The organism is Gemmatimonadota bacterium, assembly GCA_041390105.1.
Taxonomy (GTDB): domain Bacteria; phylum Gemmatimonadota; class Gemmatimonadetes; order Longimicrobiales; family Gaopeijiaceae; genus JAGQIF01.
In genome coordinates, this window is sequence record JAWKQO010000004.1 from 210,644 (window position 1) to 225,754 (window position 15,111).

Consider the following 15,111-nt stretch of genomic DNA (forward strand, 5'->3'; position numbering starts at 1 on the left):
GTCGACGACCTGGGGCCTGCACCCGGCTGGCGGGCGACTAGGATCCCTTCCGTGGCGGAACCGAGCAGTCTGCGCCTCGGGCGGGCCTGGGGCAACCGGGCGCCCATGTGACTTTCCCATCCAGGGGTGGTCTATAGGCACCGTGAGCGGGGTCGCCAGTACGGGACCCGGGGTCGCCAGGACGGGGCCTCCGCCTTCGGGCGCGCGATCCCATCTCTCCTCGCGAGGATGGAGGGGAGTCCGCAGTGCGGGGGTGCTGCGGCTCCCCAAATCCTTTTCCACCCCTTGTCCTCGCGCGAGTGGTCCGGCGAGCATAGGCCCATGAGCCCAGCCGACCGCTCTCCCCGCCGCCCGTGGCGCAGCACCCTGTCGCTACTCCTCCTGCTCTCCGGTTGTGGAGGCGAGGATCCGCCCGCCCTGATCGTCGGTGAGCTCAGCTACTCCGAAGGCGAGTTGCTGGGTCTGACGCGCTCCCGCCGCGAAATCCTCGCCGACATCAGCGCCCTGGCCCTCGACCGGCTGGAGGCAGACCCGCCGTCCCTGGGGCCGGTGCGGACGTGGGCCGCCCGGCGCGCAGCCGCCTCCCGCCTCGAAGCCGAACTCGTGGTGGGAGCGCGCTCCCTGGGTGAGACCGCGCTCCGCGAGCTGTACCTCGTCGATCCGGAGCTCGAGCTGGAAGTCCGCCACGTGGTCTTCCTGTCCGACCGGCGCCTGCCCCCCGACGAGCGCGCGCCCGCACGGGCCCAGGCAGAGGCGGCGCTGCAGCGAGCCCGCGCCGGAGAGGACTTCGCCGGGCTTGCCGCAGAGCTGTCCGAGGAGCCTGGCGCCGCCGACCGCGGAGGACTGCTGCGGCCAGGACGGGAGGGCGACTGGGTCGCGGAGTTCTGGCAGGCCGCCCGCTCCCTCGCCCCCGGGGGGATCAGCCCGGTGGTGGAGACCGAATACGGCTTCCATGTGCTGAAGCTGGAGGCCCGCCGCATCGTCCCTTTCGCGGAAGCCCGCGACCGGGCGGTGGTGCGCATCGCCTCCGGGCTCCCTTCGGACTCGGCCGAGGCCTGGGTGGCGCGCCTGGCGGCCGAGATCGAGGTGGAAGAGGAGGCGCTGGCCGACTGGTCGGCGGCAGAGCCGGAGACCGCGTTGGCCCACTGGAACCAGGACGTCTTCACCGTCGCGGAGCTACGCTCCTACCTCCTGGCCAGGAGCGCCGAGCCCGATGCGCCGGCCCCCGCCGCACTCGACCCCGACGCCGTTCGCGCCGCCCTGCGCGAGGGCGCCCGCCTTCGCTTCATGGCGGACGAAGCGGCCCGAAGGACCCTGGGCACGCCTGGCGGGGAGCCGGCCCCGGTGGTGGAGGCGCGGCGGGCGCTGGAGGGGTGGGCCACGATCTTCAAGCTCCCACAAGTGCGGGAGCCGGAGGCGCTGAAGGCGGCCGCGCTGGCTGCGCTCGGGGCGACCGGCCAGAGTGCCGAGATCGCGCGGCGCGAGGTCGGACGGTTTTCGGCGCTGCTCAGGAGCGCCCACCCGGTGACCTGGGGGAGCGAGGCGTGAGCCGGGGCCGGGTGGCTGGGGCACAGCGCGCGGAGCCTCCCTGCCGAAACCGACCCGGGGCCGGGCGCGTAGGACCCGGTATGTCCAGATCGGCACACCCTCCGCCCAGACCATCCGGCTGCCCGGCCACGGGCCCCTCCGGAGGGCACCCGTGAAGCGGTCGGGTGCCCTGGGGTTCGTTGCGGCCTTCGCCGTCTATTTCGGACTGATCTGGATGTTCTGGGAGTCACCGGTCATCTACCCGGTGAAGATCTTCGTCGTCCTGTTGCACGAGCTCAGCCACGCCCTGGCGACCGTCGCGACCGGAGGGAGCGTACGGCACATCACGCTGGATGCGCTCCAAGGAGGGGCCACCGTCTCGGCCGGGGGCTCCCGCTTCCTCATCCTTTCGGCCGGCTATCTGGGGAGCCTCCTTCTGGGAGGGCTCTTGCTGATGGCGGGCCTGGAGTTGAAGCGAGGCCTTCGACCCGCGCTCGGAGGGGTCGCCTTGGTGGTCCTGGGTGCGACCGCACTCCTGATCCGTTCCACGTTCGGCGTCGTCTACGGCCTGGCGGCCGGGTTCGCCCTGCTGGCCGTCGCCCGTTTCCTGCCGGCGCTGGCCAGTCGCATCGCCCTGACGACGCTGGGGCTCACCAGCTGTCTCTACGCCATCCTCGACATCAAGAGCGATGTGATCGACCGGCCGGGAGCGCCGTCCGATGCGCATATGCTGGCGGAGCTCACCGGGGTGCCCACCATGGCCTGGGGCGCACTCTGGATCGCCTTGGCGTTCCTGTTCAGCGCCATCCTGATTCGCTGGGCCTACCGGCGGGCCGCGCGGCACTGACCCCGCCCGTCGGGCCTCTGCGCGGCTCCGCTCAGCGCCCGCCGGCCAGCAACGCGTCGGCGACCGACCTCTGCAGGGGTCCAACGTCCGGGTAGACGCCCTCTGCGGTCACTCCTCCATGCTGTCGATTGGTGAGGAGAACCACGCCGAGCCCGCGCTCCGGCACCCCCAACACCCAGGTTCCAGTGAATCCGCTGTGCGTGAAACTGCCGGCCGGAGCATACGCGGGCACCTGCCATCCGAGCGCCTGGCCATCGACGATCGGGTCGAGGAAGCGGCGCACGGTGGCCTGCGAGATCAGGCGACGGCCGCGACGTAGCCCGCCATCGAGCAGGAGCTGCAGCAGAGAACCCAGATCCGCGGCGGTGGAGAACAACCCGGCGTGACCGGCGACGCCGCCCCAGGCATGCCAGGCGTTTCCGTCGTTCACTTCTCCGGTCAGTGTGTACGTTCTCCAGTCGTCCCACGCGTCGGGGTCTCCCTCGATGCGATACCCGAAGGTGGAGTCGTGCACCATGCGATGCTCGTAGGGGTTCCCATGCGACGTCGATGCCACGCCCGCCTCCGCCGACGTGCCGCGCGGCCGGAACCCGGTCGACCTCAACCCCAATGGACGGGCCAGCCGCTCGCGCAGGAAAGCGTCCAGGGGCTGGCCACTCACCTGCTCGACGAGTCTGCCCAGGACCATGAACCCCAGGTCCGAGTAGTGGCGCCCTTCGCCCACCGCCCATGCCAGCGGCACGCCACGCACGAAGGCCCAGGCACCCTCCGGGTCGGAAGCGTGGTAGTAGACGGGAAGCCACTGCGGCAACCCGGAGCGATGGGTCAACAGATGCTCGACGGTGATCCGCTCGCGACCCTCCCCCCTGAAGTCGGGCAGCCAGGTCACGACCGGCCGCTCCAGGTCGAGCGTGCCTTCGTCCACGAGGATCATCACGGCGAAGGTCGTGGCCATCACCTTCGTCACGGACGCCAGATCGAAGCGAGTGGCGACAGTCATCGGCATCGGCTCCGCGAGGTGGCGAAGGGCGTTGCCACGCCGAACCCCCGCCGCCGCTGCTCCGTACTCCCCCGCATCGTACTCCAAGGACCGCGCCACGCCGTAGGCACGTTGCAGGAGCACGCGGCCGTCCTGCTCGACCAGCAGCACGGCACCTGGAACAGGCCCTTGCCCCACCCAATCCCGAACGACGGAGTCCGCCCGCACGAGCGCTGCGACGGGAAGCGGAGTGTGCGGTAGCTCCAGCTGGCGGTGCGCCAGACTCAGCGACAGTGCGAGAACGAGCGAGACCATGCGAGATGATAGCGCGTCGGAGGAGGCACGCTACTCCGCCTCCTCGAGGCCCAGCTCCTTCATCTTCCGCCACAGGGTGGTGCGGCCCATGCCCAGCAGCTCGGCTGCCTTGGCACGCACGCCGTCCGCTTCGGCCAGGGCCCGGCGGATCGCTTCGCGCTCGTCCGGCTGGGTCTCGGGTGCGCGGTAGCGGCCCAGCGAACCCGGTGCACCACCCGCCGCTTCCCGCACCTCTTCGGGGAGGTGCTGGCCCTCGATGCGCGCTCCACCCGAGCGGATCCAGGCGCTCTCGATCGCGGAGAAGAGCTCGCGCACATTGCCCGGCCAGTGATAGGCGCGCAGCATGCGCATCGCCAGCGGCGACAGCAGCGCCTCTCCGGCCGGCCGAGCGCGTCCTGCCAGAGCCGAGAGTTCGCTCAATCGGTGTTCGGCCAGCAGGGGCACATCCTCGGCCCGCTCACGCAGAGGCGGTAGCGCGATGCGGAACACGTTCAACCGATAGAAGAGATCGTCACGGAAGCGTCCGGCCTCCATCTCCTCCCGCAGATCCCGGCGGGTGGCAGCCACGACCCGGACGTCCACGCGCTGCGGCCGCACGTCGCCGACCCGCGTCACCTCCCGTTCCTGGAGCACCCGCAGCAGGCGCTGTTGCAGGCCCGGACTCACATCGCCGATCTCGTCGAGAAGCAGCGTGCCTCGGTCCGCGGCCTGGAACAGCCCGACCTTGTCCTTCACCGCACCGGTGAATGCGCCGCGCACGTGACCGAACAGTTCGGATTCCAGCACGCCCTCGGCCAGCGCCGCACAGTTGACCGCGATGAACGCACCACTCCGACGCACGGACGCCGCGTGGATGGCCCGCGCCACCAACTCCTTGCCGGTGCCGGTCTCGCCCGTCACCAACACCGTGGCTTCCGTGGGCGCGACCTGCTCGATCTGCCGTAGCACCTCGGCGATCGCTGGAGAGCGCCCGACCAGCGGCCGCTCCGCCTCGGCCCCCGAGGCCGTCCCGGGACGTCGCTCCAGAAGCTGGGCCACGCGTGCACTCAGCACGTCGGGCTCCACGGGCTTGGTGAGGAAGTCGTCGGCCCCCGCGTGCAGGGCTTCGACGGCCGCCTCGACCGTCCCGTATCCGCTGATCATGAGAATAGGAATGCCTTCACCCCAGGTGCGCAGTGCCTCCACGATGCGGATACCGTCGAGCCCGGGCATGCGCAGGTCGAGCAACAACAGATCGAAGCGCCCGGCCTTGAGCGCCTCCACCCCCTCCGCGCCCGTCGCCGCGCCCACGACCTCGTAGCCCTCTTCGCGAAGGAGGGCGGCCGTCGAGATCCGGAAGGCGCGATCGTCATCGACCAGGAGGAGGCGTCCCGCGCTCACGAAGCCGCCACCGTGGCCGGCACCGCTTGCAGCTCGATCTCGAAACGCGCGCCGTGCGCGTCATCGCGGTTGGCCGCCGTGAGTCGGCCCCCGGCGCCGCGCACGAGGCCCTCCGCCGTGAAGAGCCCCAGGCCCACGCCCTGTACGCTGGTCTTGGTGGTGAAGAAGGGGTCGAAGATGCGGGGAAGCTCGGTCTCGTCGATCCCCGGACCCGTATCCAGCACCGTGATCAGGATGCGGTCTCCACGCTCCTCGATGCGCACGTCCAGCACTCCGCCCTCCCCCATCGCCTCCCGACCGTTCTGCACCAGGTTGACCAGGACCTGCTTGAGCGCTTCGGGCGCGATGGCAGCGCGGGCGCGTGTGCTCCCTTCGAGGCGGATCTGGAGCGCGTCGTCGGCACCGACCTGTGCGAGCGCCGCCACCTGCCGAGCCACTTCCATCGGGTCGCACTCGGTGGCTCCCAGACCGCGGGGGCGGTTCAAGTCCATCATCTGCTCCGCCAGCTCGTGCATGCGCAGGAGCTCGTCGATGGCCAGGTCCGCCACTTCGCGTGCCTCCGCGTCGTCCCGCACACGCCGCCGCAGGAGCTCGAGACAGTTCCGCACCGAAGCCACCGGGTTCCGGATCTCGTGCGCAAGTTGCGTGAGCAGCCGGCCGGCGGCGGAGAGCCGGTCGCGCTGGAGGACCTCCGACTGCAGAAGCGCCAGTCGCTCCTGCCGATCCTCCAGAGCGTGGTTCGCCTCCTCCAGCTCCCGCATGCGGGCCGCCAGGCGCTGCCGCATGACGTCGAAGGCATCAGCGACGTGCAGCACCTCGCTCACGCCGGAGCGCTCCAGGGGCGCACCCAGGTCCCCCGCGGCGAAACGGTCCGCAGCCGTAGCGAGGGCGCGCACCGGTCGGGCGAGCCGGCCGGCCACCAGGGTTCCCAGCAGCAACGCGAAGCCCAAGGCCAGACCCATGCTGACCAACGCCACCCGACGCAGGTCCGGCACCACGGCCAGCTCACGGTCGAGATCGCGCGCGAAGAGGATGGACGCGGTGCCTTCGCTGAGGGTCCCGCGCGCGGCCAGCCAACGCCGGCCCGCCGCCACGACCCGCGTGGCCTGACTGTCGGGAAGATCACGCGCCGCTGCAACCAGGGCGGACAGAGCTTCCCCCGACAGCGTACTGGCCACAGGGACATCCCGAGGCCCGAGCACCACGACATCGGAGCGGGTCAGGCCAGCCAGGGTGGCCGCTTCGGTATCGTCAAGGGCGCTGACGACTCCGGCCGCGCCCAGCCAACGGCCGTCGGACTCGATCGGCGCGATGGCCAGCACGCGCACGACACCTTCCTCCGCCAACAGCACCACCGGCATGGCCCCGCTGCGCGTCGCCTCCAGCAGCGCGTCGCTGGGGCGGGGACCCATTCGGCTCACACCCTGGGCGTCGACCAGCACCGGCGTCTCCAGGAGGCCCCGCGGGGCCTCCTCAACCGCTGCGCGGGCGGCCTCGGCATCGTCTTTGAGTAGCGCCTCGATCACGGCCGGGGACTGTGCGACATCCTTGGCGTGCATCATCTGCATGCTCGCGGAGGCGTCGAAGCGATCGGCCAGCACCCGCGGTGCCAGCGAGAGATCCTCCGCGGCCTTCTCCTCGAGCGCGGCCGCGAGGCGATGGTCGAGTGCCAGCCCCACGGGCACCGAGCCGGCCAGCAGCACCGCCACCACGAGCCCGATCAGGGCCCGACCCAATGTCACCTTGGCATCCTCACTCCAACGTCACTCGACCGGGTCGCACACCGCGCGCCCCACTCTCGACTCCAGCACCCTGCGGGCCGCCCGCCCACCTGGGGAGAGACTCCCGTTGTGGCGGGCCCTTTCGGCCGCTGCGACGCGGGCCCGAGCGTTCCTGACTCGAAGCGCGCGGGCGCAGGAAACGTTCCACGGAACGTTGCCTCCACCGGGTCCGGACCGTAGCTTCGCGGTGATCCTCTACGGATCTGGGTCGCAGGAACAGGGCCTCAGTGGCTCGGCTCCGCGGACCGCGGGTCAGGCAAGCCCGCTGGTGTTCGGCCCGATGTTTCCCCTTAATAAGGAGGTGATCCCTTGTCTAGTCCATGTACACTGCCCACATCCGGCACGGGCAAGTGATCGCCGCTCCGCACGAGAGCTAACGATCACGTCTGTTCCGACGGCGTGGTGATCGCGCCGGGTGGGGCAGTCAGAGGCGCCGTCGGCATCGGCCGACGGCGCCTCGTTCGTTTCCAGCGGCCGGCCGACGCCGCTCGCGTCGGTCCACCCGCCAGAGGCGTGTGGGCGGCGGCCCTCAGAACTCCGACGGAACCGGACGCTCCACGGGCGCGAGCGAGCGCAGGTAGTTCCACATGGCCTCGCTCTCGCGCTCATTGAACGCGCCGAACGCCGTCCAGGGCATGAGCTGCGAGTCGAGGCTCCGGCCGTCCGGGCGCGTACCCCCTTGGAACGCGGTACGGAACTGATCCAAGGACCACTGACCGAGCCCGGTGGCGGGATCGGGCGTCAGGTTGGGCGCCCAGTGCGGTGCGGGGCCGGTCTCGACCACCTTTCCGCCCAGGTCGGGCCCGTGACAGAACGCACAGAGCTGGACCAGGTACGCACCGAACTCCGCCGACGGGGGCGAAGCGGGGTGCGCGACCTCCTGGTCGATGCCCCGATACTCGAACAGCTTGTCCGCGGCAGTGGCCGCCACCACACGCCCGATCGGCCCGATGCTGCGTTCGATCAGGGTGCGCTCCTGGCGGGGCACACTGACCAGGTACGAAGTGATCGCATCGATCTCCTCATCGGAGAGATGGGCGAAGGCGCGCGACGGCATCACCACCAGCGGACGCCCGTCCGCCCCGATGCCATGCCGGATGGCCCGCTCCAGCTGCTCGGGCGTGAACGTTCCACCAGTCAAGTTCGGAGCGGGCAGGTCCATGAAGGGCATCCCGACGATGAAATCCGTCCCCGCCAGATCGCTCCCGTGGCACTCCCGGCAGGCATACGCCTGCACCAGGCGACGTCCTTCGGCGACCCCTGCGGAGTCGGCGCTCGTGGCAGGCGTATGTGACGGCGCTCCGATGGACGCCTGGAAGCGGGTCGTACCGAGGCCGATGGCTCCTGCAGCGATCAACACCACGAGCAGGAGCAACGCTCCCACGAGCTTGAAAGCGAGCTTCATTCCAAGGCTCCGAAAGGGGGTGAGGCCTGGGCGGCCAGGGGCACGCCGGGCCGGAAAGGGCATAGGTAGGACACTGCAGGCGTCATGACAAGCCTCCCGCAGGAGGCCGCCCAGGGTATCCGCGTCTACCGAAGCCTGCCCCAAGGCGGAGGGCCCCCGACCGCGAACCCCCGAAGCTCAGACGCCGAACCAGCTCGGCGCCTCACCTGGCTTCCACTTGATGTTGCATCCGAGCGAAGGGCGCTGCTCGGCAGCAGGAGTCCGCCCGTCGAGGACCGCGTCCACGGCGACCCTGAGGTCGACCCCCGTGACCGGCAGGTCGAGGCTCGGTCTGCTGTCGTCGAACTGTCCGCGATAGACGAGACGTCGCTCGCCGTCGAAGAGGAAGAAGTCAGGTGTGCACGCTGCCTGAAAGGCCTTGGCCACCGCCTGTGTCGCGTCGAACAGGTAGGGAAAACCGAAGCCGTGCGCTCGCGCCTCCTCTGCCATCCGATCGGGCGCATCGGCCGGCACCGCCTCTGTGTCGTTGCTGTTGATGGCCACGACCGCGAGTCCCTTGGGCCCGTACTCGGCGGCAAAGCGCACGAACGCGTCCCGCAGATGCTTCACGAAGGGACAGTGATTGCACCAGAACGCGACCAACAGCGCCGGCGCCGCTTCGAAGTCCGCCAACGAGACCGTGCGGCCGCGGACGTCGGGAAGTGCGAAGTCGGGCGCTGGCCGTCCCAGCGGCACCATGGTCGAAGGTGTGCGGACCACGACTCTCTCCCCTCACATGGATCATCCAGGCGTCGCCTCGGTACGCCTTGTGGCACCGGTACACGACGACCGGCCTCACGTGCCCGTTCGAACCATCGCGCCCATGCGCATCGTCTCCCTGGCCTGCTCCAATACAGAGATCCTGTGGGCGCTCGGCTGCCTGGATCGTCTCGTCGGCGTCGACTCCAACTCCGACTTCCCGCCCGACGTGGTCTCCGGCCTCCCCCGCCTGGGCCAGGACCTCGAGATCGACATCGGAGCCGTGTGTCGGCTTCAACCCGACCTCGTGCTGGCTACGCTCACCGTGCCCGGGCACGAGACCGTGATCGAAGGACTGGAGGCCGCCGGCGTGCCCTTCCTGGCACCCGACCCCGAGTCGCTGGACGACGTCTACCGCGACATCCGCGACATCGCCGCCGCGCTGGACGTTCCCCGTCGCGGGGAGGCGGTGGTTCGACGCATGCAGGACGAGATCGGACCGGTGCCGACGCCCGCCGCCGACGCCCCTCGGGTGCTCGTCCAGTGGTGGCCCAAACCCGTCATCGCTCCCGGGCGAGAGAGCTGGGCCACGGACATCCTTCACGCTGCGGGCGGACAGGGCGTGCTGGACGACGAGGATCTCAAGAGTCGGCCGATGACGGACGAGGAGGTGGCACGCCAGGCCCCCGACGCCATCGTGCTGTCCTGGTGCGGGGTGGAGCCCGCCAAGTACCGCCCCGAGGTCGTGAAGGCGAATCCGGTCTTCAGGGCGGTCCCCGCGGTCGTGCAGGGGCAGGTCCACTGCATCCCCGAGGCCTATCTGGGCCGCCCCGGACCGCGGCTTGTCGAGGGCGTGCGCGCCCTTCGTGCGATCGTGGGCTCCGTGGTCAGCGCTGGAGCGCGCGGCCCGCGTACCCCGTGAGCTCGACGTAGCCGCGCCCCTCCGACCCGGCGCCGTCCGTGACCCGCACCGCTCCTTCCCAGTAGCGGAAGGTGTGAACCAGCTCCTGATCGTCGAGGAGGGGAATCACGGTCACGTCCACATCCTCCTCCGCGAGGCGGATGCGCCATCCTGACGGGTAGATGGAGCCGTCCACCGCACTGGTCCAACGGTCCAGGACCTCGACCGCGACCTGGCCCGAGTCCACACGCCGGGCCGTTCCGTCCGGGCCAACCAGGGTCCCGTCGACGCGCGGCGCCCCGACACGGGAGCGCAGCTCGAAAAGCATCAGGTCACGACCGTCGGGCAAGTGAAGGGCGAACCAGTCCCACCCTTCCTGGTCTTCGCTGAGCACGCTGGTGCTCCACTCACGGTCCATCCACGCGACGCCGGTGACCGCCTCCGTACCTCGCGCGGTCCGGATCTGACCGCTCAGCGGCATGCGCGGAAACGAGTAGTAGTAGGACGCCTGGCCTGGCTCGTCGCCCTTGGGGCTGAGCCCCCCCTCGCCCTGCGCGACCAACCCGCGACCGGCTTCGAGCACCAGGTCCACGGACACGGTCGAGTCCGCTGCGGCGAGCCGGAGCGGGAAGATACCTTCCGCGCCCGCGCGCGTGGCCTCCAGGGAGCGAATCTCCCAAGCGTCGACCCACACGCGGAACTGAGGCTCCGAGCGCGCTCCCGCGATACCCGCTGCTCCCCGCGCAAACCGCTCGAAGGAGAAGAAGCGAGCGCCCTGGACGTCGCCTACGGCGAAGTGGGCCATGTAGGCCTGCCGCGTCTCCCATGGTGAGGTCGGACCGGGCAACGCCACCACTGCGCCGGGTGGGGCCAATGCAGAGCGGAACACGGTGAACTGCACGCCGTATTCGGCGCCGGACTCGCCCTCCAGATTCGCCGTCACATACCACCACTCCGTGCGGAACTGGGGGTGCGGACCGTGGTCCTCGGGAAACACGAAGGGTCGTAGCTCGGTGGCCCGTGCAAAGCCGCTGTCGGGGACGCCGGCCAGGCTCGCCGCGGGGTCCAAGGAGCGGGTCTGCCTCTCGGCTTGCGGCCCGCAGGCACCCGGCAGCAGGAGCGCCGCGCAGGCGAGAGCGCGTGTGTTCATTCGTTGCGGAGGGCTGCGGCGGGCGAGGTACGCGCCATGCGCCACGACGGGATGACGCCGGCCAGCAGTGCGCCCACCAACGCCAACCCCACCGCCTGCGCCAGCACGGAGGCGGGAACGTAGGTCTGCAGTGTCCATCCGAACGAGCGCTTGTTGATCACGTCGATCATGATGCGGGCCAGGGTCAGGCCAGCGGGCAAGGCCAAGATGCCGGCGACCATTCCCACCAGCGCTGTCTCCAGGGTCACCAGGCCCCAAAGCCCACCAGGTGTCACGCCCTGCGCCCGCAGGACCGCGTGCTCGCGAGCGCGTTCCAGCTCAAGGGCGAGTAGCGCGCCGAGCACGCCGATGAAGGCAACCGCCAGCGCCAGCAGCCGCAGCACTGCAGTGACGGCGAACGTGCGATCGAACACCTCGAGCGAAGCCTCGCGCAAGGTGCGGTTGCTGCGCACCACTGCCCCGTCCGCCCCGGCCAACGCACGGACGCCCGCCACCAGATCGTCAACGGGGATACCCGCTGCGCCGTAGAGGCCCAGGGAAGTGACGCGCTCGTCCTCCCAGAAGCGGTCGAACGTGGAACGGGCCATCATCACAGTCCCGAGCTCCGAGCCATACTCGTAGAAGACGCCGGCGACGGGAAAAGCGCGCTCACCGACCGGTGTGGGCAAACGTACGGTATCGCCGCGGGAGAGCCTGTGCCGGTAGGCGAAGGGCTCGGAGATCAGCACTGCGCCACCGCGTCGAAACGCTGCGAACGCGTCGCTGGCCGCCCCCGCCTGGAATCGGAACGCGCGCTCCCCGGGGACGGCCAGATCCAGCGCCACCAACCTCGTCGGCCCATATCCACTCTCGAACTCCAGACCCCGATAGGTGGAGAGCGCGTCCAGCCCGTCCAGGCCCCGCACGGCCTCGACGAACCGAGGATCCAGGGCGCCCTGGGCACGGGAGGCCAGGGGCGACGGGGGAGAGATGTAGACGTCTGCTTGCAGGGTCTGGTCCAACCAGCGCGCCACGGTGTCGCGAAAGCTCGCGATCATGACGCCCAGTCCCACCGTCACGGATACGGCAACCACCAGCGCCGCGATGGCGGGCGCGGTGCGACTCAGCGAGCCGGTGACACCGCCGGCCGCCAGCCGACCGATCGGTCCAGCCGCCCAGGCCAGCGGCCGCTTCAATCCCTCCACCAGGAGCGTGGCACCCCAGGGCGCCACCAGCGCGAAGCCCATCACGACGCCGAACAGCCCGGCAAAGCTCGGAAGGAGGGAGGCCCAGCGCGGCAGCAACAGCGCGCCTCCCAGCGCCAGGCACGCAATGCCAGCCCCGGCGCTCCGGCCGACGAATCGTCTTGCTCTCCCCTCCAACTCGGAACGCAGCACTGCGATGCGAGGCGTCGCCGACGACGCCTCGCGCACCGGGGGCAACGCGGCCAACAGCGTGGCCAGCACCCCGAGCAGCGACGCCTTGAGCAGGAGCGCGGGAGGCACCGACAGGCCATCGGCCGCGACGACCACATAGAGATCGTTGATGGTCCGCGTCACCAGACGCACCAGCCCCCGACCGAGGAGCGTTCCCAACCCCACCCCCAACGCCGAGCCCACCATGCCCACCGCCAACGACTCGGTCAACATGAGCCGCCACACCTCACGACGCGTAACTCCCAAGGCCCGCAGCGCACCGATCAGGTCGCGCCGCTGCACAACGGAGAACGTCATGGTGTTGTAGATGAGGAACATCCCGAAGAGCAACGCCAGGAGGCTGAGCGCGGTCAGGTTCAGATCGAAGGCGCGCGTCATCTCGGAGAGGGTCTGTGCCCGGGCGCCCGTGGTCTCGACCACTGCGTCCCGGGGGAGGACCGCTCGCAGATCCTCCAACATGCTCTCGCCTTGTGGCCCCTCGGGCAGGATCAAGTCGATGCGCGAGAGCCCGACCGTGCCGGCCAGCGCCTGCGCCGCAGCGATGTCCACCACGATCACATCCCGTGTGGCCTCGCGGGCGAGCTCGCCTTCGGCTTGGAAGGTGCGCACCACCTCCATCGAGAACGACCCGCCGGGGGCACGGACCTCCAGCGGATCGCCGACCCCTACGCCGGCCTCGCGCGCCGCGTCTCCGGAGAGTGCCAGCGCCCGCCCCAGCAGCGGAGCCGATGTCCCGTCGTCCGCCGACGCCGTGAATCCGCGGAAGGGCGCTTCCGAGAGGGGATCGATACCGAGCACACGCAGGGGCCGACCCGGGAGGCGATCGGCGCTCACATAGATTTCGACCAGCGGCGCGGCCCGCGTCGCGCCGACGGCTCGACGCACCGACGCGAAAACCGTGTCGGGCAGACCCACGGCGCCGCCCAGAACGGTGTGGGTGGTCCGGCCCGCCACGGTCTCGGTGGACGCGCGGAACGCCGCCCGCGAGCTCTCGATGGCAAGATCGATGGACAGTGTAACCGCCACCCCCAGCGCCACACCCACCACGGCAAGCAGAAGTTGCCCCGGGTGGCGCCGGAGGTAGCGCGTGGAGGCACGAGTCAGGATCCGCATCGGAACGTTGGCGCCTGGCGCGCCGTCACGAACGGGACAGGAGCGAGCGATTCCTCAGCTCCATGATGCGGTCGGCGCGGCTGGCGAGGGCCTCACTGTGCGTGACCGTCAGCATGGTCTTCCCTCGGCGGTGCAGCAGGCGGTCCATCAGCTCCATCACGTGCGCACCTGTCTCGGCATCGAGGTTGCCCGTGGGCTCGTCGGCCAGGATGATCGGCGGATCGTGCGCCAGGGCCCGCGCGATCGCCACGCGCTGACGCTCACCCGTCGACAATCGGTCCGGATAGGCGCTCCTGCGATCTCCTAGCCCCACCTCGTCGAGGATGTGCATGACTTCGGCCCGGCGTCCGCTTGAATCCAGTCGGTTCAACTCGAGCGGAAGCAGGAGGTTCTCCTCCACGGTCAGCGTGGGGAGCAGGTTGAAGGACTGGAAGACGAATCCGATGCTCCGCCGGCGAAACAGCGTGCGTTCGCGCTCTCCCAGGCCGGTCAAGTCGACTCCTGCCACACGCACCCTGCCGGCGTCCGGTCGGTCGATGCCGCTGATCAGGTTGAGCACCGTGGTCTTGCCTGAGCCGCTGGGGCCGAGCAGAGCCACCCACTCTCCTTCCTCGACACGTGCGTCGGTGGACTCGAGCACCGGGCGCAGCCGCTCTCCTTCCCGGTAGCTCTTGGAGACACCCTCCAACTCGATCATGCGGGACCGGCCACCCCCAGCGCGTCACTGAGCGCGGGCAGGACCGTGCCGAGCGGTCCCTCCACACGCATGGCCGCCAGCGGATCGCCCCGTGTGGGACCGAGGTTGGCGATCGCGATCGGGCGCCCTTCCTGGCTTGCCTTCAACACGAAGCGGTAGCCCGAGAAGACCGTCAGGGACGAGCCCACGACCAGGAGCACGTCGCCGTCCCGGTAGAGCGACCACGCGTTCTCGACGCGCGGCTTGGGCACGTTTTCACCGAAGAAGACCACGTCCGGCTTGAGCATCCCGCCGCAGGCCTGGCAGGCGGGCACCCGCACCCCAGCGATGAGCGCCGTCGGCACCTCCGCATCCCCATCGGGAGCAACGGGAGCGAGCGTCTCGCTCAAGGCCGGGTTCTCCGCGAGGAGACGCTGCTGCAGCGCCTCGCGCGTGCTCCGGTCGTCGCAGGAAAGACAGCGCACGGTGCTGAGGGTCCCGTGAAGCTCCAGCACGCGGGAGCTGCCTGCGCGCTGGTGGAGCTCATCGACGTTCTGCGTGATGATGCCCCGGATGAGGCCCGCCTGTTCGAGCCTGGCCAGGGCACGGTGTCCCGCATTCGGCTGGGCGTCGGCGACCCGCCGCCACCCCACGCTGCTCCGGGTCCAGTATCGCTGACGCACCGCTTCGTCGCCGATAAACTCGCGGAATTGAATCGGTGGGCGCCGGGGCGCGGACGCCGGGCTACGGTAGTCGGGAATCCCCGATTCGGTGCTGATGCCCGCCCCCGACAAGACGACGGTCGGCCGCTCCCGCATGAGCGCGGCCAGCGCCTCGATCAGGGGCGGGAGCTGCTCGGCAACCGGGTCCGCCTCCGGACGCAC

12 protein-coding genes are annotated in these 15,111 nt (G+C 70.2%); 3 read left to right on the forward strand and 9 right to left on the reverse strand.

Annotated elements, in window-relative coordinates; translation table 11 throughout:
• The first annotated feature begins 321 nt into the window (after positions 1-321).
• Both R3E10_17575 and R3E10_17580 read left to right on the forward strand, forming a co-directional pair.
• On the forward strand, positions 322-1,548 hold the full coding sequence (locus tag R3E10_17575) for a peptidylprolyl isomerase (GenBank protein MEZ4417569.1): 1,227 nt from the start codon (positions 322-324) through the stop codon (positions 1,546-1,548).
• A 151-nt stretch (positions 1,549-1,699) separates the two neighbouring features.
• Entirely contained in the window at positions 1,700-2,374 is a 675-nt protein-coding gene (locus R3E10_17580; GenBank protein ID MEZ4417570.1) for a M50 family metallopeptidase, read from the forward strand.
• A 31-nt stretch (positions 2,375-2,405) separates the two neighbouring features.
• On the opposite strand, the gene R3E10_17585 is transcribed toward R3E10_17580, so the two are convergent.
• The 5 genes from R3E10_17585 to R3E10_17605 form a co-directional block, all read right to left on the reverse strand.
• Positions 2,406-3,668: a serine hydrolase gene (locus tag R3E10_17585; protein MEZ4417571.1), complete on the reverse strand. Its 1,263-nt coding sequence runs from the start codon at positions 3,666-3,668 to the stop codon at positions 2,406-2,408.
• A 30-nt stretch (positions 3,669-3,698) separates the two neighbouring features.
• Positions 3,699-5,048, reverse strand: a complete 1,350-nt coding sequence (locus tag R3E10_17590) for a sigma-54 dependent transcriptional regulator (protein MEZ4417572.1) — start codon at positions 5,046-5,048, stop codon at positions 3,699-3,701.
• Positions 5,045-6,790 carry a HAMP domain-containing sensor histidine kinase gene (locus R3E10_17595; protein ID MEZ4417573.1) on the reverse strand — a complete coding sequence of 582 codons (1,746 nt, stop codon included), beginning with the start codon at positions 6,788-6,790 and terminating at the stop codon, positions 5,045-5,047. The genes R3E10_17590 and R3E10_17595 overlap by 4 nt, the downstream gene beginning before the upstream one ends.
• A gap of 568 nt (positions 6,791-7,358) precedes the next feature.
• Entirely contained in the window at positions 7,359-8,234 is an 876-nt protein-coding gene (locus tag R3E10_17600; protein ID MEZ4417574.1) for a cytochrome c, read from the reverse strand.
• 177 nt (positions 8,235-8,411) lie between these two features.
• On the reverse strand, positions 8,412-8,993 hold the full coding sequence (locus R3E10_17605; protein ID MEZ4417575.1) for a thioredoxin family protein: 582 nt from the start codon (positions 8,991-8,993) through the stop codon (positions 8,412-8,414).
• A 79-nt stretch (positions 8,994-9,072) separates the two neighbouring features.
• On the opposite strand from R3E10_17605, the gene R3E10_17610 reads away from it, so the two are divergent.
• Complete coding sequence (locus tag R3E10_17610) at positions 9,073-9,894, forward strand: helical backbone metal receptor (GenBank protein ID MEZ4417576.1); 822 nt, start codon at positions 9,073-9,075, stop codon at positions 9,892-9,894.
• On the opposite strand, the gene R3E10_17615 is transcribed toward R3E10_17610, so the two are convergent.
• The 4 genes from R3E10_17615 to R3E10_17630 are packed head-to-tail and all read right to left on the reverse strand — an operon-like array spanning position 9,860 to position 15,111.
• Positions 9,860-11,023 carry a lipocalin-like domain-containing protein gene (locus R3E10_17615; GenBank protein MEZ4417577.1) on the reverse strand — a complete coding sequence of 388 codons (1,164 nt, stop codon included), beginning with the start codon at positions 11,021-11,023 and terminating at the stop codon, positions 9,860-9,862. The genes R3E10_17610 and R3E10_17615 overlap by 35 nt on opposite strands.
• On the reverse strand, positions 11,020-13,551 hold the full coding sequence (locus tag R3E10_17620; protein MEZ4417578.1) for an ABC transporter permease: 2,532 nt from the start codon (positions 13,549-13,551) through the stop codon (positions 11,020-11,022). Before R3E10_17620 ends, R3E10_17615 begins: the two co-directional genes overlap by 4 nt.
• A gap of 25 nt (positions 13,552-13,576) precedes the next feature.
• Positions 13,577-14,248 carry an ABC transporter ATP-binding protein gene (locus R3E10_17625; protein MEZ4417579.1) on the reverse strand — a complete coding sequence of 224 codons (672 nt, stop codon included), beginning with the start codon at positions 14,246-14,248 and terminating at the stop codon, positions 13,577-13,579.
• Positions 14,245-15,111 carry an NAD-dependent protein deacetylase gene (locus R3E10_17630; GenBank protein ID MEZ4417580.1) on the reverse strand — a complete coding sequence of 289 codons (867 nt, stop codon included), beginning with the start codon at positions 15,109-15,111 and terminating at the stop codon, positions 14,245-14,247. The genes R3E10_17625 and R3E10_17630 overlap by 4 nt, the downstream gene beginning before the upstream one ends.